The organism is Brevundimonas sp. (assembly GCF_044239655.1).
Classification (GTDB): Bacteria; Pseudomonadota; Alphaproteobacteria; order Caulobacterales; family Caulobacteraceae; genus Brevundimonas.
Genome location: NZ_JBIIAY010000002.1, coordinates 1 through 17,403 on the forward strand (window position 1 = coordinate 1; position 17,403 = coordinate 17,403).

Annotated in this window: 19 protein-coding genes, 1 tRNA gene and 1 pseudogene; 4 read left to right on the plus strand and 17 right to left on the minus strand. The window is 68.7% G+C overall.

What is annotated here, in order from left to right; all coding sequences use genetic code 11:
• From ACILQR_RS00430 to ACILQR_RS00475, 10 genes and pseudogenes are all read right to left on the minus strand, one after another.
• Window positions 1-289: pseudogene (locus ACILQR_RS00430) on the minus strand (energy transducer TonB); the annotation flags it as partial.
• Between the two features lie 3 nt (window positions 290-292).
• Window positions 293-751: an ExbD/TolR family protein gene (locus ACILQR_RS00435; RefSeq protein ID WP_395649555.1), complete on the minus strand. Its 459-nt coding sequence runs from the start codon at window positions 749-751 to the stop codon at window positions 293-295.
• Window position 752: 1 nt separating this feature from the next.
• A complete protein-coding gene (gene tolQ, locus ACILQR_RS00440; RefSeq protein WP_271145778.1) occupies window positions 753-1,511 on the minus strand; it encodes a protein TolQ in 759 nt (252 codons plus the stop codon).
• Window positions 1,512-1,669: 158 nt separating this feature from the next.
• The gene (locus ACILQR_RS00445) at window positions 1,670-2,104 is read right to left on the minus strand and encodes a hypothetical protein (RefSeq protein ID WP_395649556.1); all 435 of its coding nucleotides are present in this window, start codon (window positions 2,102-2,104) and stop codon (window positions 1,670-1,672) included.
• Window positions 2,104-2,577, minus strand: a complete 474-nt coding sequence (locus ACILQR_RS00450; RefSeq protein ID WP_395649557.1) for a YbgC/FadM family acyl-CoA thioesterase — start codon at window positions 2,575-2,577, stop codon at window positions 2,104-2,106. Before ACILQR_RS00450 ends, ACILQR_RS00445 begins: the two co-directional genes overlap by 1 nt.
• On the minus strand, window positions 2,574-2,966 hold the full coding sequence (locus ACILQR_RS00455; RefSeq protein WP_395649558.1) for a hypothetical protein: 393 nt from the start codon (window positions 2,964-2,966) through the stop codon (window positions 2,574-2,576). Before ACILQR_RS00455 ends, ACILQR_RS00450 begins: the two co-directional genes overlap by 4 nt.
• A gap of 58 nt (window positions 2,967-3,024) precedes the next feature.
• Window positions 3,025-4,059 (minus strand): Holliday junction branch migration DNA helicase RuvB, encoded by a 1,035-nt coding sequence (ruvB, locus tag ACILQR_RS00460; protein ID WP_395649559.1) that lies wholly within the window; start codon window positions 4,057-4,059, stop codon window positions 3,025-3,027.
• A gap of 187 nt (window positions 4,060-4,246) precedes the next feature.
• Window positions 4,247-4,870, minus strand: coding sequence for a Holliday junction branch migration protein RuvA (ruvA, locus tag ACILQR_RS00465; protein WP_395649560.1), 624 nt, complete (start codon window positions 4,868-4,870; stop codon window positions 4,247-4,249).
• Complete coding sequence (gene ruvC / locus ACILQR_RS00470) at window positions 4,867-5,400, minus strand: crossover junction endodeoxyribonuclease RuvC (RefSeq protein ID WP_395649561.1); 534 nt, start codon at window positions 5,398-5,400, stop codon at window positions 4,867-4,869. Before ruvC ends, ruvA begins: the two co-directional genes overlap by 4 nt.
• Before the next feature lie 61 nt (window positions 5,401-5,461).
• Window positions 5,462-6,280, minus strand: coding sequence for an MgtC/SapB family protein (locus ACILQR_RS00475; RefSeq protein ID WP_395649562.1), 819 nt, complete (start codon window positions 6,278-6,280; stop codon window positions 5,462-5,464).
• Here ACILQR_RS00475 and ACILQR_RS00480 point away from each other — a divergent pair.
• Both ACILQR_RS00480 and ACILQR_RS00485 read left to right on the plus strand, forming a co-directional pair.
• Window positions 6,264-7,475, plus strand: a complete 1,212-nt coding sequence (locus tag ACILQR_RS00480) for a winged helix-turn-helix domain-containing protein (RefSeq protein ID WP_395649563.1) — start codon at window positions 6,264-6,266, stop codon at window positions 7,473-7,475. The two genes, ACILQR_RS00475 and ACILQR_RS00480, sit on opposite strands and share 17 nt — an antisense overlap.
• A gap of 160 nt (window positions 7,476-7,635) precedes the next feature.
• On the plus strand, window positions 7,636-9,312 hold the full coding sequence (locus ACILQR_RS00485; RefSeq protein WP_395649564.1) for a M20/M25/M40 family metallo-hydrolase: 1,677 nt from the start codon (window positions 7,636-7,638) through the stop codon (window positions 9,310-9,312).
• 3 nt (window positions 9,313-9,315) lie between these two features.
• On the opposite strand, the gene ACILQR_RS00490 is transcribed toward ACILQR_RS00485, so the two are convergent.
• Together ACILQR_RS00490 and glpK are read right to left on the minus strand one after the other, a co-directional pair.
• Window positions 9,316-10,401, minus strand: a complete 1,086-nt coding sequence (locus ACILQR_RS00490) for a phosphotransferase family protein (RefSeq protein ID WP_395649565.1) — start codon at window positions 10,399-10,401, stop codon at window positions 9,316-9,318.
• A gap of 30 nt (window positions 10,402-10,431) precedes the next feature.
• Window positions 10,432-11,949, minus strand: a complete 1,518-nt coding sequence (gene glpK / locus ACILQR_RS00495) for a glycerol kinase GlpK (protein WP_395649566.1) — start codon at window positions 11,947-11,949, stop codon at window positions 10,432-10,434.
• Window positions 11,950-12,061: 112 nt separating this feature from the next.
• On the opposite strand from glpK, the gene ACILQR_RS00500 reads away from it, so the two are divergent.
• Window positions 12,062-12,955 carry a hypothetical protein gene (locus ACILQR_RS00500; RefSeq protein WP_395649567.1) on the plus strand — a complete coding sequence of 298 codons (894 nt, stop codon included), beginning with the start codon at window positions 12,062-12,064 and terminating at the stop codon, window positions 12,953-12,955.
• Here ACILQR_RS00500 and ACILQR_RS00505 read toward each other — a convergent pair whose 3' ends face one another.
• The 3 genes from ACILQR_RS00505 to ACILQR_RS00515 all read right to left on the minus strand — a co-directional run bounded on the left by ACILQR_RS00505 (window position 12,956) and on the right by ACILQR_RS00515 (window position 15,032).
• The gene (locus ACILQR_RS00505) at window positions 12,956-13,699 is read right to left on the minus strand and encodes a TMEM175 family protein (RefSeq protein ID WP_395649568.1); all 744 of its coding nucleotides are present in this window, start codon (window positions 13,697-13,699) and stop codon (window positions 12,956-12,958) included.
• A gap of 354 nt (window positions 13,700-14,053) precedes the next feature.
• Window positions 14,054-14,128 (minus strand) — tRNA-Gly (locus ACILQR_RS00510).
• Between the two features lie 121 nt (window positions 14,129-14,249).
• Window positions 14,250-15,032 carry an SDR family NAD(P)-dependent oxidoreductase gene (locus ACILQR_RS00515; protein WP_395649569.1) on the minus strand — a complete coding sequence of 261 codons (783 nt, stop codon included), beginning with the start codon at window positions 15,030-15,032 and terminating at the stop codon, window positions 14,250-14,252.
• A gap of 55 nt (window positions 15,033-15,087) precedes the next feature.
• Between ACILQR_RS00515 and ACILQR_RS00520 the strand changes: the two genes are divergently transcribed.
• Window positions 15,088-15,486, plus strand: coding sequence for a YkvA family protein (locus tag ACILQR_RS00520; protein ID WP_395649570.1), 399 nt, complete (start codon window positions 15,088-15,090; stop codon window positions 15,484-15,486).
• Between the two features lie 27 nt (window positions 15,487-15,513).
• On the opposite strand, the gene ACILQR_RS00525 is transcribed toward ACILQR_RS00520, so the two are convergent.
• Together ACILQR_RS00525 and ACILQR_RS00530 are read right to left on the minus strand one after the other, a co-directional pair.
• Complete coding sequence (locus ACILQR_RS00525) at window positions 15,514-16,287, minus strand: 2OG-Fe(II) oxygenase (RefSeq protein WP_395649571.1); 774 nt, start codon at window positions 16,285-16,287, stop codon at window positions 15,514-15,516.
• 11 nt (window positions 16,288-16,298) lie between these two features.
• On the minus strand, window positions 16,299-17,300 hold the full coding sequence (locus ACILQR_RS00530) for an NADPH:quinone oxidoreductase family protein (protein ID WP_395649572.1): 1,002 nt from the start codon (window positions 17,298-17,300) through the stop codon (window positions 16,299-16,301).
• Window positions 17,301-17,403 lie beyond the last annotated feature (103 nt).

Here is a 17,403-nt window from a genome sequence, read left to right on the forward strand (position 1 = left end):
TCGGACGAGGAGCCGGGCGGGGTGGCGTGGGTGTCGGTGGCGCCGGCGTGGGCTGCGGCGGCGCTTCGGCCGGGGCGGAGGGGGCGCTGGCGGCGTCCTCGGCTACGACCTCTTCGGATGGATTGTCGGCGGGCGCGGCTTCGATCACTTCGGACGAGACGATGGAGACCGGCACGGACGACGGGACGATCGGCGGGAGCTCCTTCGTCGGCCAGGACACGAAGGCGAGCGCCAGCACGCCTGCGTGCAGGACGATCGATCCGACGATGGCGGGGCTCGGCCGTTCCAAGATCTAGCCCTGCGGTTCCGGGGCCGTGTCGGTGATGAGGTTCAGCTTGGTGAAGCCACCGGCCGACAGCCGCGCCATGACCCGCGCCACGGCCTGATACGGTGCCCGGCCGTCGGCGCGCACGAAGACGGGCTTGCTCGACGGATCATCGGTTCCGGCCGCCGCGCCGACGCGATCCAGAAGCTGGTCGTAGGACGTCTCGTCCTTGTCGATGAAGATGGCGCCGTCGCGGTCGATGGAGACGGTGACGGGTTCGTTGTCGGTGTCCACGGCCCCGGCCTCGGTCTGGGGCAGTTCGACCGGGACGCCGACCGTGAGCAGGGGCGCCGAGATCATGAAGATGATCAGCAGCACCAGCATCACGTCCACCAGGGGGGTGACGTTGATCTCGCTCAGCGGCCGCTTCCTGGCCCGCCTGCGTCCTCGCACATGGCCCTGACCGGCCCCGCCGCCCATGGCCATCTCAGTCGGCCCGGCGGATGGCGAAGTCGGACGGGGGAGGGGGCGGTGGTGCGACCGGGGCGTTCGGGGCCCCCAGACGCCGCGCCACGGCGGCCTGAAGATCGTCGGCGAAGCTTTCCAGCCGTCCCGAGAACTTGCCGGCGTCGATCGAGAACTTGTTGTAGGCGATATAGGCCGGAATGGCGGCGGCCAGGCCGATGGCGGTGGCGAACAGGGCCTCCGAGATCGCCGGGGCCACGGTGGTCAGGTTGGTGTTGCCGGCCGAAGCGATCCGCCCGAAGGCGTTCATGATCCCCCACACCGTCCCGAACAGGCCGATGAAGGGCGAGGCGGTGGCCACCACCGACAGCACGCCCAGTCCGTGCTCAATGCGGATGCCCTCGCGCGCGATGATGGAATCCAGCGACCGGTCGATGCGGCTGATCAGCAGATTGCCCTGCTGTTCGGTCAGGGTCCCGCGCGCGCGGGTCTCGCGCCAGTCGGCCAGGGCGACGACCAGCATCCTGGGCAGGGCGTGGGCCGGATTGGGCCCGGCCTGTTGCGCGATATCCTCCAGCGACCGGCCGGAACTCAGCGCCTTTTCGAAGGTGTCCGCCTGGCTGTTCAGGGCGGTGAAGCGGAACGCCTTGTCGATGATGATGGCCCAGGACCAGATCGAGGCCCCGGCCAGGCCGATCATGACGATCTTCACGACCCAGTCCGCCGTCATGAACAGGGTGACGGGGTTCAACATTCCGGGGTCGGCGGCGGGCACGGTCATGGGCAAATCGGTCCTGCAGGGATCACGCGACCATGGTGCGGGCGGGCGTGACCATAGTGTGGCGTAGACGTGTGGTCAGGGGACTCAGGTCTAGCCTGTGCCGGGCCCTGCGTCATGCCCGCGCGCGCAACAGGGGCGCGACAGGGTGAACGCTTCGCCTATTCGCCGCCATTCCGGGGGTCGACGGCGACCGGGACGGGCGCGCCCACGCTGACGATCACGCCTTCGTGGCCTTCCTTGGCGATCGAATAGGTGGCGGCGTCGCGCAACAGCTGGTCCTGACAGGCCCGGTCGCCGGGGCGGCCCAGGTCGATGCAGCCCTGTTTCGCCGCGTCGGCCCAGCCGCGCACGCGCCGCGTCGCGGCCTCGGCGCGCTTGATCGAGGCCTCGTCCTCGGCGGCGGCCTGGGCGATCAGGGCCTGACGCGCGCCCTGCTGGTATTGCAACTCGGCCTGACCGGCCATCTTGCGTTCCCAGACCTTGTAGTAGGGGCAGCCGACCAGGCCGCCGCCGAACAGGATGACCACCAGCAGGATGCAGGTGATCAGGAAACTCCAGGCCTGGCGGTCTGTGATCTTGGTTTCGGTCGCCATCAGTCGGTCCTCTTGTCTTGGGCCAGCCAGGGTTTGACGCCTTCCAGCAACGCCTTCGTCGGCCGTCGCGGTCGGCCGTCCAGATGGATGCAGACCGCCGTCACCTCGGCGCGGCACAGGATCTCTCCGTCGCGCTCCACCGTCTGGGAGATCAGCAGGCGCGGTCCCTTGATGGCGTCATAGGCAGTGCGCACCACCAGGGCGTCGTCGATCCGGGCGGGCTTCAGGTATTTCAGATTCAGCTCGGCCACGACAAAGGCCATCGGTTCGGCGGCATCCAGCAGGGCGGCGTGACCCACCGCCGTCAGCCGCAGGAAATCCGACCGCCCCCGCTCCAGATAGCGCACATAGTTGGCGTGATAGACCAGGCCGGTGAAATCGGTGTCCTCGTAATAAACCCGGATCGCCAACAGATGGTCGCGGCCCTCGAACCGACCGGAGGTGGGCATGTCCAGTACGGGCTCGGTACTCATGACCCCGGGACCGAATTGACGGAGTTCGGAGCCGAGGGCTGGCTCAGAAAGGTCGGGCAGAATCGTTGCTGCACCTCGCGGAACTCGACCGGCATCGGGTCGTCGGAGAACAGGATACGATTGGGCCGCGACACGAAGGCCACCGCCGTCGCCTGACCTCGCACGCCGGCATAGCCGCACAGGGCCCGGCCGCGCCCGGCCTCGGCATAACGCACCTCGGCCTCAGGGCCCCGCTGCTCGCGCAACTGCCGCACCGCGCGTTCGCCGGCCGTCGGCTGGGGTGCCGGCCTGGCATTGTCATAGATGACCCAGGCGCAGACCCCGCCCAGGGCCAGCACCAGGGCTGCCATCACCAGCATCAGCCGTTGCACATTCAGGCGTCGCGCCATCGGCGTCTCCTTCCCGGTCAGCATGACGGGGATCGGCCTCGCGGTGAAGTCCGGACCGTCAGCCGCCGCTGAAAAGATCGCTCGGCGCCGCCGGTTTGGGCGGTTCCGCCAGGCCCAGATGGGCATAGGCGCGGGCGCAGGCCATGCGGCCGCGGGGGGTGCGCTGGATGAAGCCCTGTTGGAGCAGGTAAGGCTCGATCACGTCCTCGACGGCGTCGCGGGCCTCGGCGATGGCGGCGGCCAGGGTGTCCATGCCGACGGGGCCGCCGCCGTAGTTCTCGATCAGGGCCTTGAGGAAGCGGCGGTCGTTGGCGTCCAGACCGGCCTCGTCGATCTCCAGCCGGGCCAGGGCGCGGGCCGCGACGATGCGATTGATGACGGGCGCGCCCTCGGCCTCAGCAAAGTCCCGCACCCGGCGCAGCAGCCTCCCGGCAACGCGCGGGGTGCCCCGGGCGCGCGAGGCGATTTCGCGGGCACCATCGTCGTCGATGGGCGCGCCGAGCTTCCGCGCCGCGCCGGTGATGACCCGGACCAGTTCGTCAGGCGTGTAGAACTCCAGCCGCAAGGGGATGCCGAACCGATCGCGCAGCGGCGTGGCCAGCAGGCCTGCCCGCGTCGTGGCCCCGACCAGGGTGAAGGGGGCCAGGTCGATCCGTACCGACCGCGCCGAGGGGCCCTCGCCGATGATCAGGTCCAGCACATGGTCTTCCATGGCCGGGTAGAGGATCTCCTCCACCGTCGGGGCCAGGCGGTGGATCTCGTCGATGAACAGGACGTCGCGCGGTTCGAGATTGGTCAGGATGGCGGCCAGGTCGCCGGCCTTGGCCAGGATCGGACCGGAGGTGGCGCGGAAACCGACGCCGAGTTCGCGCGCCACGATCTGGGCCAGGGTGGTCTTGCCGAGGCCCGGGGGGCCGAACAGCAGGACGTGGTCCATGGCCTCGCCGCGTTTCCTCGCCGCGTCGATGAAGATCTTCAGATTGCCCTTGGCCTGCTCCTGACCGACGAACTCCGACAGGGTCTGGGGCCGCAGAGCACGGTCGTACTGCTCGCCGGGCGCGGGGTCAGGGGAGATGATGCGGTCGTCGGTCATGTCGCCTCCGCGTAGTCCTTCTCCCCTTGCGGGAGAAGGTGGCTCGCGGAGCGAGACGGATGAGGGGTTACGCCCATGCCCAAAGCCGTCATCTGAAAGCTCTCACCGTCAAAATGGTGTGACCCCTCGTCCGTCAGCCTTCGGCTGCCACCTTCTCCCGCAAGGGGAGAAGGAAAGTGCGCGATCCTCACCGCCCCAGCTCCTGCAAGGCCGCACGGATCACGGCCGACAGATCGGCGTCGTCCCCCAGCCGGATCAGGGCCTGATCGACCGCTCGGCGGGCGTTGATCTCGGCGACGCCCAGACCCAGCAGGGCCGACACGGCCTCCCCGGTAACGCTGGGCTTTATGATTGCCGGTTCGACCCCCGCCCCGGGTGCCAACGCACCCGGCGTGAACGACACATCGCCCAGCGGCTTGCCCTTCAGCTCGGTGACGATGCGCAGGGCCAGCTTTGGCCCCACGCCGTTGGCCCGGCCGATCGCGGCCTTGTCGTCGCGGGCCACGGCCCCCGCCAGTTCTCCCGGCGGCAGGACGTCGAGCACCGACAGGGCCGCCTTGGGCCCGACGCCCTGGATGCCGGTGAGGGTGGTGAAGGCGCGGCGTTCGTCGCGGGTCAGGAAGCCGTAGAGGCGCGGTCCGTTCTCGGCCGACCAGCTGCTCTCGATATGCAGGGTCGCCTCGTCACCGGGGGCGGGCAGCCGTTGCAGGGTCCGCGCGCCACAGGCCACCACATAGCCGACGCCCGCGCAGTCGATCAGGCAGTGCGCCTCCTCGACCTCGGCCAGGACCCCACGCAGCCGGCCGATCATGCCGCCACCCCCGCGAGCAGGGCCCGCTTCCTCAGTTGCGCATGGGTGATCGCGACGGCCAGAGCATCGGCCGCATCCGCCTTCACGTCGCCTGACGTCGGGAGCAGCCGTTTCACCATGAAGGCGATCTGGCCCTTGTCGGCGTGGCCGGCCCCGACCACGGCCTTCTTGATCAGGTTGGGCGAATATTCCGCGACCGGCAGGCCGCACCGCGCCGGGGCCAGCATGACCGCCGCCCGGGCGTGGCCCAGTTTCAGGGTCGAGGCCGGATTGACGTTGACGAAGACCTCCTCGATCGCCGCCTCGTCGCAGGCGTGGGCGGTGCAGATCTCTCCGACCGCTTCGAGCAGATGCAGCAGGCGCTCGCTGAACGGGGCCTTGTCATCCGGCGTCACCACCCCGTGGGCGATCCAGCGCAGCCGCGACCCTTCGGCCACCACCACACCCCAGCCCGTCCGGCGCAGGCCGGGGTCGAGACCGAGGATGCGGACCGCTCCGCCACCTGAAAACTGAGTCGCCGCGTTCGTCATTCGTTCCTGTCATGCCAGACAGAAGGTTGACGGACAATGACCACGATGAATCCGGTCGCGCTCAGTCGTCGCGCGGATCGATCGTCACCCCGCCCAACCCAGGAACATCTGCCAGATCGTCGGCCAGGGCGGCGAAGTCTCCGGCCTTGATGCGTAGTCGAAAGGCCTCGCTGCGGGCGGACCGGTCGGGCTCGATCTTCTGTTCGGTGATGCGAAAGCCGGGATCGACGGTGGCCAGTCGGCGCTCCACCTCTGCGCGCGGACCCGAGGCGCTACCGGGCCAGGAGACCGCGACGTCCACCGTGATGAGCCCGGGCAGGGCCTTGGCCACCATCCGGAGCAACACCAGAATGGCCAGGGTCACGACCGTGCCCGTGACACCCAGGCCGTTCAGCCCCGCCCCGAACAATATGCCCAGGGCCGAGGTGATCCACAGCGACGCCGCCGTGGTCAGGCCGTGGATCGACAGGCCGGTACGGAAGATCACGCCTGCGCACAGAAAGCCGATGCCGGTCAGGATGCCGTGGGCCATCCGGGTCGGGTCCGTGACGATGTTCTCGTCCGGCAGGGCCTGGAACGCCCAGTCGGCCTGGGTCATCGCCGCCTGCATCAGCAGAGCCGACGCCAGACAGACCAGGATGTGGGTGCGGAACCCCGCCGACCGCCCACGCCACTCCCGCTCCAGCCCGATTGCCCCGCCCGCGATGACGGCACCGAGGATGGGAGGGCCGTGAGCCTGAAGGTCGGAAAGCCAGTCCTCGATCATGATCCGTGAACGGACGGCCTGGGGTCGTGTTCCGTCGGGTCCGTTTTCGGCCAGCCCGCCCGATGACGAGGCCTGCGACTTGGGCCACCATGGCGAAATGACGATCGAGATCACCTCAGCCCAGGCCCGCCGCATCGCCCTGGCTGCCCAGGGTTTCGGTCGGCCTGCGCCTGTCGAACCCGGGACGCGTCAGATCAACGATCTGGTCCGACGGCTGGGCGTGGTCCAGATCGACAGCGTCAATGTGGTCAGCCGGACGCACTATCTGCCACTCTTCTCGCGGCTCGGTGCCTATGACCGGGGCCTGCTGGAGCGCGCCGCCTGGGGGCCGGGAAAGCGGTCGCTGTTCGAATACTGGGGCCATGAGGCGTCCTTCCTGCCGGTCGAGAGCCAGCCCTTGCTGCGCTGGCGGATGGCGCGGGCGCGGGATGGTGAGCTGTGGACCGGGCTGGCGCGGTTCGGGCGCGAACGGCGAGACTATGTCGACGGCGTCCTGGCCGAGATCGAGCGGCGGGGTCCCGTGACGGGGGCCGACTTCGCCGCTGGGCCCCGCGGAAAGCCCGGCTGGTGGGAGTGGTCGGACGGCAAGCGGGCGCTGGAATGGCTGTTCTGGTCGGGCTTCATCACCACCCGGACCCGCCGGGGGTTCGAGCGGGTCTACGACCTGACCGAGCGGGTCCTGCCCGCCGCCGTCGCCGACGCCCCGACCCCGGACGACGCGGAAGCCCAGAGGGGGCTGATCCTGATCGCGGCCCGGGCCATGGGGATCGCCACCGCCGCCGACCTGCGTGACTATTTCCGGCTGTCGCTGGAGGATTCGCGGGCAATGCTGGCCGAACTGGTCGAGGCGGGGGCCCTGATCCCGGTCACGGTGCGGGGCTGGTCGAAGCCCGCCTATCTGCATCTCGAGGCGAGGCGGCCGCGTCGGATCGAGGCCTCGGCCCTGTTGTCGCCTTTCGACAACCTGATCTGGTTCCGGGACCGGACCGAGCGGCTGTTCGGCGTGCGGGTGCGGCTGGAAATCTACACCCCGGCGCACAAGCGCGAGCGCGGCTATTACGTCCTGCCCTTCCTGCAGGACGAGGCGATCACCGCCTGCGTCGATCTGAAGGCGGATCGTCAGAACCGGACGCTGCTGGTCCAGGCGGCCTGGACCGAGCCGGAGGCCGATGCGGAGACGCCGGTGCGACTGGCGATCGAACTGCGGCGCATGGCGGCGTGGCTGGAGCTGGACAGGGTCACCGTCGTCGGGCGTGGCGATCTGGCACCTGCGCTGGCGGATGCGCTCCTCAATTCTGCCTGCGCCTAACGATCGTCATCCCAGGCCTTGTGCCTGGGATCCAGACTCCCGGTGACAGACCCGGAGCCACTTCCTCGACGGTGTTTCTGGATCCTCGCCACAAGGGCGAGGATGACGGTTCTAACAGGGGCAATAACCTTCTAGGTTCATGACGAACGGGAGCGACGGCATGAGTACGAGCGGAGCGGTAGCGGCGGCGTCGATGCAGGCCGAGAAGCGCATCACCCAGGCTCTGCGCGAGGCCGGAGCCGTCTCGCCCGACACCGCCATGGCCCTGGCCCCCGGCCGCCTGATCCAGCGAGGGGCGCTGCGTCGCCTGGTGCGTCGCAGCGCCGTCGTCGAGGCCGGCGAGGGCCGTTACTGGCTGGATGATCCTGCCTATCAGGAGATGCGCAACACAAGGTCCAGCCGCGCGATCCTGTTGTTGTTCGGCCTGGCCGCCGTGCTGGTCATCGGTGCGGCCGTCTTCGTGAGCAAGGCCGGCGCCCAGACCCCGGCCGTGGTGCCCGAACCGCGTCCCGACCAGCTCGCCTTTCGTGCCCTGTACGAGGAACTGGTAGAGACCAACACGACCCTGTCGGAGGGCGACTGCACCCTGGCCTCGAACCGGATGCTGGCCCGGCTGACCGCCGCCGGATACTCGGCCGAGGACGCCCAGGTCATCGTCCCCGAGGATCAGCCCAAATTCGGTTCGCTGGTCGCCACCCTGCAGGGCTCCGATACCTCGGCCCCCGCCATCCTGCTGCTGGCCCATATCGACGTGGTCGAGGCGCGGCGGTCGGACTGGCAGCGCGATCCCTTCACCCTGGTGGAGGAGGACGGCTATTTCTATGCGCGCGGCGCGTCGGACGACAAGGCCCAGGCCTCGGTCTGGGTCGACACCTTCATCCGGCTGAAGGCGGAGGGATTCCAGCCCCGCCGCACGCTCAAGATGGCGCTGACCTGCGGCGAGGAGACGGCCGACCACTGGAACGGCGTCCAGTGGCTGCTGGAACATCGGCCCGAGACGCTCAGCGCCGGTTTCGCCCTGAACGAGGGGGCCGGGGGCAACCTCGACGCCGACGGCAACCGTCTGGCCCTGAACGTCCAGGCGGGCGAGAAGGTCTATCAGGACTTCACCCTGACCCTGACCAACCCCGGCGGGCACTCGGCACGGCCGAGGAAGGACAACGCCATCGCGGCCATGGGGGCGGGGCTCGATCGGCTGGTGAAGCACGACTTCCCGCTGGAGGTGACGCCGGTCACACGGGCCTATTTCACCGCCCTGATCCAGACCTCACCCCAGTTTGCCGACGACCTGCGCCTGCTGACCTCCGAGACGCCCGATGCGGCCGCCGCCCTGCGGCTGGGCGCGGCCAACCCGGTGTGGAACGCCATGCTGCGGACCACCTGTATCCCGACCCTGATCGAGGGCGGCCATGCGCCGAACGCCCAGCCCCAGAAGGTCGAAGCCAACGTCAACTGCCGCATCCTGCCCGGCCACACGATCGCGGAGACTCAAGGTCAGATCGAGCGGGTTTTGGCCGTGCCGGGAGTCACGATCGCCACGGTCGGCGACCCCAGCCCGACCTCGCCGCCGCCGCCCCTGACACCTGAGATTCTCGATCCTGTGCGTCAGGTCGCGGGCCGGATCTGGCCCGGCGTGCCCGTGGTGCCGACCCTCTCGACGGGGGCCACCGACGGCCGCTTCACCAATGCGGCGGGCATCCCGACCTATGGCATGACCGGGATGTTCACCGACCCGGACGGCAACGGCGTTCACGGCCTGAACGAGCGGCTGCGGGTCCGGTCCCTCTACGAAGGCCGCGACTTCCTCTACGAGGTGGTCAAGCTCTACGCGAAATAGGGGTCAGGCCCCCGCCCGCTTCGCATAGGTCCAGGCCGCGTCCGACAGGGGGCCGACCTGGGCCGCCATCGACCGGGCGTGGGCGCTGGCCGCTGTGCCGTCGCGGACCCGCCCGGCGATGCCCTGGCAGATCGCGGCGAGGCGAAACAGGTTGTAGGCCAGCAGCCAGTCGAGGTTCTGCGGCGCGCCCGTGCCGGTCTGTGCGCCGTAACGCTCGACCGTCTCTTCCAGCGTCGGGATGCCGAGTGCCTTCAGGTCCGCGCCCGCAAGCCCGTTCCTCTGGCTGGCCGGCAGGACCCAGCCGATCAGCAGATAGGAGAAGTCCGCCATCGGATCGCCGAGCGTCGACAGCTCCCAGTCCAGCACCGCACGAACCTCGGGCCCGTCCGCAGCCACGATCAGGTTGTCGAGGCGGAAGTCGCCGTGGACGATCCGCGTCGGTCCCTGCGCCGGCAGGGTGGCGGGCAGGAATTCGATCAGCCGGTCCATGGCCGGGACCGGTTCGATCTCGGAGGCGCGATACTGTTTGGTCCAGCGCCCGACCTGACGCTCGAAATAGTTGCCGGGCTTTCCGTAGTCGCCCAGGCCGATGGCGGCGGGATCGAAGCCGTGCAGACGCGCCAGGGTATCGGTCTGGGCCTCATAGATGGCGCGCCGTTCTGCGGCCTCCAGCCCCGGCAGCTTGAGGTCCCACAGGACCCGGCCCTCGACCTTGTCCATGACGTAGAACATCGAGCCGATCACGGCGTCGTCCATGCAGAGGGCATAGGGACGGGCGACCGGGAAGCCTTGCGCATACAGTGCCGAGATCACCGTGAACTCGCGGTCCATGGCGTGCGCCGAGGCCAGCAGCACGCCCGGCGGCTTTCTGCGCAGGACATAGGCCCGGGTCGGTGTGGTCAGTTCATAGGTCGGATTCGACTGGCCGCCCTTGAACTGGCGGATCGTCAGGGGCCCTGCATAATCCTCGACGTTGTCGCGCATCCAGGCGTCGAGCGCGGCTGTATCCAACGCGTATCGGGGATCGACCTCGCGCGTGCCGCCGAAGGTGGCCTGCGCGTCCTGGGATGATGTCGCGGCGTCGGTCATGGGCTTCCTCCGGCGTCCTTTGCGGACGCTCTATTCGCTGGCGATGATGGCGGCGCGGACGGCCCCGCGCCATCCCTTGAGCAGGCGCTCGCGTTCGGCCTCGCCCATGCGCGGGATCCAGACGGCAGGGGCCTCGGCGGCGTGGGCGGTCAGGTCGTCGATCAGTCCGATGCCCAGCGCCGCCAGCTTGGCCGCGCCCAGGGCCGTCATCTCCTGAAAGGCCGGCCGCTCGACCGTGACCTGACAGATGTCGGCGACGAACTGCATGGCAAAGGCATTGGCGGTGACCCCGCCGTCGACCTTCAGCACCTTCAGAGGCGGTGCCCCGTCGGCGGCCAGTGCTTCCAGAAGGTCATGGGTCTGATAGGCCAGGGCCTCAAGCGCGGCCCGCACGAAATGGGCCGGGCCAGTGTCGCGCGTCAGGCCGACGACGGCCCCGCGCGCATCCGGTTTCCACCACGGCGCGCCGAGGCCGGTGAAGCCGGGCACCAGATAGACCCCGCCGTTGTCCTTGAGTTCCTGCGCCACCCCTTCGGACTGGCGCGATTCCGAGATCATCCCGACCCCGTCCCTCAGCCACTGGATCGCCGACCCGGCCGAGAAGATCGAGCCTTCGAGCGCATAAGCCACCTCGGGGGCGGCCGCCTCGCCGACCTGATAGCCGAGCGTGCCCAGCAGCCGGCTTTTCGACGCCACCGGCTCGGCCCCGACGTTGGCGACCAGGAAGGCGCCGGTGCCGTAGGTGATCTTGGCGTCGCCGGGGTTGAGCGCCCCGTGCCCAACCAGCGCCGCCTGCTGGTCCCCCGCCGACCCCGCGATGGGCAGGGCGCGGCCCAACAGGGCGGGATCGCTCTCGCCCGAAATCTCGGCGCATCCGACGATCCGTGGCAGGGCGGCCATCGGCACGTCGAACAGGGCGCACAGGTCCTCGCGCCAGGCCCGCGTCCTGAGATCCATCAGGGAGGTGCGGCTGGCGTTGGTCGCGTCGGTGACGTGACGGGCGCCGCCCCCTCCTGACTGGGCGGTCAGCTTCCAGACCAGCCAGCTGTCGATGGTCCCCAGCTTCACCTCGCCTTTCGCCGCCCGGTCCCGCGTTCCGGTCTTGTCCAGCAACCAGGCGTATTTGGTCGCCGAGAAATAGGGGTCGAGGATCAGGCCCGTCGCTGCCTGCACCGCCGGCTCATGGCCCTCTGCCACCATCCGCGCCGAGACGTCGGCCGTGCGCCGATCCTGCCAGACGATGGCCCGGTGCAGGGGCTCGCCCGTGGCTGCGTCCCAGATTACCGCCGTCTCGCGCTGGTTGGTGATGCCGATGGCGGCGAAGCGGCTGATGCCGCCGGCCTTCCTGATCACCTCGCGGCAGGTCTGCAGCGTCGCCGTCCAGATCTCGGCCGCGTCGTGCTCGACCCAGCCCGAATGGGGGAAATGCTGGGCCAGTTCGATCTGGCTGATCGCCAAGGCCTTCAGCGTGTGGTCGTCACAGACCTCGAACGCGATGGCCCGGCTCGAGGTCGTGCCCTGGTCGATGGCGAGGATCAGGTTCGGCATCTCTCCTGTCTAACCGGATGACCGCGCGTAAGCCAAATGGTCCCGTCCACGCGTCAAGCTTGGCTTAGGCTCTTTGTGTCAGGGTGGCGGTCCCAGCAGAAAGCTCGGTCCGATGTCGCTCGCCACCCTCGCCCTGTCACAACCCCGCACGATCGCGCCGCAGAGCGCGGTCAGCGCCCCTGTGCCGTCCGATGCCAAGGCCGCCAAGGCCCGCGCGACCTTGGCGGGCATGAAGACCGCGACCGCCGCGCGCGCCGAACAGCCCTCTCCGATCGAGGACCAGACCCGTAAACAGCGTCTGGCGCGCAAGGATCAGGCCCGCCAGCAGGTCCAGGTCCTGGTCGAGCGCATCCGCACGCTCAAACAGTTCGCCTCCGACAACCCCCAGGTCATGGCCAAACAGCTGGCCCAGATCGTCAAGGCGCTGAAATCGGCGCTCAAGGCCTATGCCGAGGCCGGCGGCACGCCCCCTCCCGGCGCGAGCACCAGTGCGGCGGTTCCGGCCGCTCCGCCACCCACCGCGTCCGCCGAGAAGGCTCCGGCGTCATCGAGCCCCACCGCCGAGGCCAGCACGGCCGAGACGGCGACCGGAACCGACGAAGTGGTCGAGACAGAAACCGAGACCGAGAGCGCCGACGCCGAAGCCTCTGATCGCGCCGCCCCGTCGTCCCCTGAAGAACCGTCGGCCCCTACCGCGCCCGCCTCTCGGCCTGAGGTGCGACCCGCCGACGTCTACAAGGCCATGAAGGAGCGTCTTTCGGGATCCGAGGCCGCCGCCGACATGACCTTCGTCAAGGAGGTCCGGGGCATCGGCAAATGGATCAGGGAACTGCTCGACAAGGCGAAGGTCCAGATGGCCTTCAAGCCGATGGATGACGAGACCAGGACGGCATTCGAGGACGCCGACGAGGGCTTGAAGGAGATCGACAAGGCCCTGGACGACCTCGACCGGGGGATACGCGCCTCTTCGCCGGAAGCCGGTCTGTTCGCCGCCCTCTACGCCTGATCAGGCCAGGCCCTCAGGTGCGGCCGCCTTGCGCCGCACGCCGAACAGGCCCCGGCCGCTGCGGCGTCGGTGGATCAGGTTGGCGAAATACAGGGTGAAGGGGATGATCCAGTAGGCAAAGCCCGGTGCCCACGGCGCAATTCTCGTGGGAATGATCCAGGCGAGCGCCGCCGAGAACAGCCCGGCCAGGGTGATCATGCCCCAGATGGCGCGGCTTTCCGCTGCTTCGTCACGGTCTTCCTCGGCCAGGCCCGCGACCGTCCCCCGTTTCAGCGCATGGCCGTACAACAGGAAGTACAGCCAGCTCAGGAAGGCGAAGCCGACGCCGTAGATGGTGTAGATGACCCGCAGCTGGGCATACGACGCGATCAGGTCCCGCCCCGGCAGCCGTCCGCCGGAGAAATACCCCGCCCCCGCCTCGGTCAGCAGCCGCAAGGGGAAGACATAGACCAGGATCATGAACACGATCATCAGGCTGAGCGTCGCCGACCAGCTGTCGCGGATCGGTGCCAGCCGCCCGAAATTCCGGTGCGCCAGCCAGAACATCACCACCAGCCCGAACCCGCAGGCAAAGGCCGGCACACGGCCCAGCGCGTGGAGCAGGTCGGCGAAATTCTCGAGCGGATTGGCCCCGGCGATGATCAGCAGCGTCACGGCGAAGGCGAAGGAGGCGTCCACGAAGGCGTCCAGCCGCGCAGTCTCCACCGGCCTGACCGTCGACCCCAGATCCTTGTCCACGCTCATGCTTGCCCCTCCGCTGCGAAACCTGAAGGATTTCATCGACCGGAGCAATGCGGATGGCCGCCTGCGTCAGGCGACGTCAGCGAAGAAAGCAGGAAAGCTGTTTCCGCGTTCCGTGTTGGCGGTCCTTCTCTTTCGTCATTCCGGGCAAGCCGCGCTTGAGGCGCAGACCCGGAACCCGGCGGCGCGCGAGCGCGCGAACCTGTCGCGCACACCGAAGTTTGATGACGTGCCTGAACAGATCGCCTGTCGGCGCCGCCCTGTTCCGGGTCTCCGCTGCGCTGCGCCCGGAATGACGAAAGGAAACGACCGCTTAGCAAAAAGGCCCGATCTTGCGACCGGGCCTCTTGGTTCGACTGGAGCGGGCGAAGAGATTCGAACTCTCGACCCCAACCTTGGCAAGGTTGTGCTCTACCACTGAGCTACGCCCGCACTTCAGTCGGAGGCGGGCGTATAGCGGACTGGTCCGGCGCATCGCAAGCCCCCGCGACATTTTTCCTTGCGCTCAAGCAGCGAGGCTCCGCGAGCCGAGCGTTAGAGCCCTACCCCCGCGTCAGCGCGGGGCGAGCCGTATCGCCCCGTCCAGCCGGATGCATTCGCCGTTGATGTAGACGTTGCGGGCCAGTTCCAGCACCAGGCTGGCATAGTCGGCGGGGCGGCCCAGGCGGCTGGGGAAGGGGATGGCGGCGGCGAGGCTGTCCTGAACCTTCTGGTCCATGCCGGCCATCATCGGGGTCCACATGATGCCGGGCAGGATGGTGTTCACCCGGATGCCCTCCTGGGCCAGGTCCCGTGCGATGGGCAGGGTCATGGCATAGACCCCGCCCTTGGACGCCGAATAGGCCGCCTGGCCGATCTGGCCGTCCTGGGCCGCGACGGACGCCGTGTTGACCACCAGGCCGCGCTCGCCGTCTTCCATGGGCTCCAGCGTCACCATGCCCAGGGCCGACTGCGACAGGACGCGGAAGGTGCCGAACAGATTGATCCGCACGGTGCGCTCGAACGACGCCATGTCGTGGGCGCGGACCTCGCCGGTGTCCCTCTTGCGCGAGACGGTCTTCTGGCCGGTGGCGATACCGGCGCAGTTGACGGTCAACCGTTCCTGGCCGTGGGCGGCGCGGGCCTTGGCGAAGGCGGCGGCGACCTCTTCGTCACTGGTCACATCGACCTTGCAGAACACGCCGCCGATCTCGGCCGCAATGGCCTCGCCCTTTTCCTCGTTCATGTCGAACAGGGCGACCCTGGCACCGGTGGCGGCGATGGCGCGCGCCGTGCCCTCGCCGAGGCCCGAAGCCCCGCCGGTGACGACGGCCGAGATGGAGGAGTCGAGTTTCATCGCAGGAGTTCCTATGTTGTCTGGATCGAAGGCCGATGCGGAGGGTTTAGCGGCGATGCCGTCCCGATCACAACCTGTTACGCCAGACGATGTGCTGGACCCGGCCAAGGCGCTGGTGCCTGCGGTGGTGCGCGCCAACGAGGTCAAGGTGAAGCGCGGCTTCTGGCCCAAGGTCGTCTCGACCGCTGCCCGCGTACCCTTCCTGGATCAGCTTTTCAGCGTCTACTACGCCGCTCGCGACCCTGAGACGCCGACGGCGGCAAAGGGGATGATGCTGGGCGCGCTCGCCTATTTCGTCCTGCCGCTGGACGCCATCCCCGACATCTTCGCCGGCATCGGCTTCACGGATGACGCGGCGGTCTTCGCCGCCCTGATCGCCACGCTCGGTGCCAACATCAAGCGCCGGCACCGGGATCAGGCCGGCGAAGCGGTGAAGCGGCTGAAGGACAAATAGCCCCTCTCCCCTTGTGGGAGAAGGAATTTAGTAAGCCACCGATCTTGCCTCTTCCCGCGTCTGGGGCCCCACCTTCTGATGGGAGCGGACCCAGCCGACGATCGACAGCCGGTCCCGGGCCGCAAAGGATGACACCTGCGTCACGGCGTGGCGGGTCGGGACGACGAACAGGTTCAGCGCATTGAAGGCCGGAACCCAGCCGTGCTCGATATGTCCGTCACGGCCATAGAAGACCAGATTGCCGCCCCAGTCGGCGCGCCAGTCGCGGCTGAAGTTCAGCACATAGCCGTACAGCCGGTTCTTCCCCACCGAGGTGTCGTTGTGGGCGGTCAGGACGTGGCCGGGGCGATAGCGGCTGGCCTGGGCGTCGCACAGGTCGATGCGGTCGTCGCCCGTGACCCTGCGCAGGAAATCCAGGCATTCGGGGCTGTTCAGCCAGTCCAGGACGGCGTCGGCCGCGTCCTGTGTGTCGCGCCCGTCATCCAGACCGACCCGCTCCAGTCCCAGGCGGCGGGTGTCGAAGATGTATTGCGGGACCGGACTGGTCCCATCGACCGCCGCCTCGTCCAGCCAGGACTGACGCGCGGGATCGGCGGCCCGACGACCGTCCAGCGGCACTTCGAAATGGGCACCGCCCGCCGCGACCGTGGTCTTCCACCGTGTTTCGGCCTCCAGCACCCCCGCCACCGCCTCGGCGCAAGGCGTGGCCAGGATGTTGGGGATATGCAGCCTTTGCCGGCCGGCGAAGGCCACCGCCAGGTCTCCGACATCCAGGTCGGGCGATAGCCGGATGTCGGGCATGCCCCGCGCCTTCAGGATTCGACCGTCACCACGATCTTGCCCATGGCCGACCGGTCGCCCAGGGCCTGGATCGCGTCGCCCGCCCGTTCCAGCGGGAAGGTCCTGGAGATACGGGGCTTGATCTTGCCCTCGCTATAGAGCTTCAGCAGGTCGGCGACATTGGCCGCATGACCGGCCGGATCGCGCGCCACGGCCGCGCCCCAGAACACACCGATCACCTGCACCGATTTCAGCAGGGTCAGGTTCAGCGGAAACGCCGGAATCCCCGCCGGGAATCCGACCACCAGATACCGCCCGTACCAGTCCATCGACCGCAGGGCCGGCTCGGCATAGTCGCCGCCGACCGCGTCATAGACCACGTCGGGCCCGTCCTTGCCGCAGGCCAGCTTGAGCTCGCCCGACAGCTCCTTCTGGGCGGCCTTGTCCATGGCTCCCGCCGGATAGATCAGGCCGTTGTCGGCACCCAGTTCCAGGGCGAACTGGACCTTGTCGTTGGTGGAGGCGACGGCCGTAACCTCGGCCCCCATGGCCTTGCCCAGCTCGACTGCCGCCGAACCCACGCCACCGGCCGCGCCCAGCACCAGCAGACGCTCGCCGGGCTTCAAGTTGGCCCTGTCCTTCAGCGCGTAGTAGCTGGTGCCATAGGTCATGATCAGGGCCGCGCCCTCTTCGAACGACATCGTGTCCGGCATCTTGATGACCGATCTGGCGGGCACGGCGATCCGCTCGACCAGGCCGCCCCATCCGGGCACGGCGATGACCCGGTCGCCCTTGAACACGCCCTTGACGCCCTCGCCGACCCCCTCGACCACGCCCGCGACCTCGGCACCGGGCGAGAAGGGGCGTTGCGGTTTGAACTGATATCTGTCCTCGATGATCAGGGTGTCGGGGAAGTTGATGCCCACCGCCTTGACCTCGATGATGACCTCGCCGGGCTTGGGCGTGGGGTCCAGCACCTCTTCGAACACCAGGGTCTCGGGGCCGCCGACGGCCTTGGACAGAATGGCGCGCATCTTTTCAGGGTCTCGCTTCGCTCGGACCGCCTGACGCGCGTTGCGCTGCTTGAGGCGGTCTTGTCAGGTGGGGTCGGCCAACGCCCCCGTGGCGTTCGCGTCG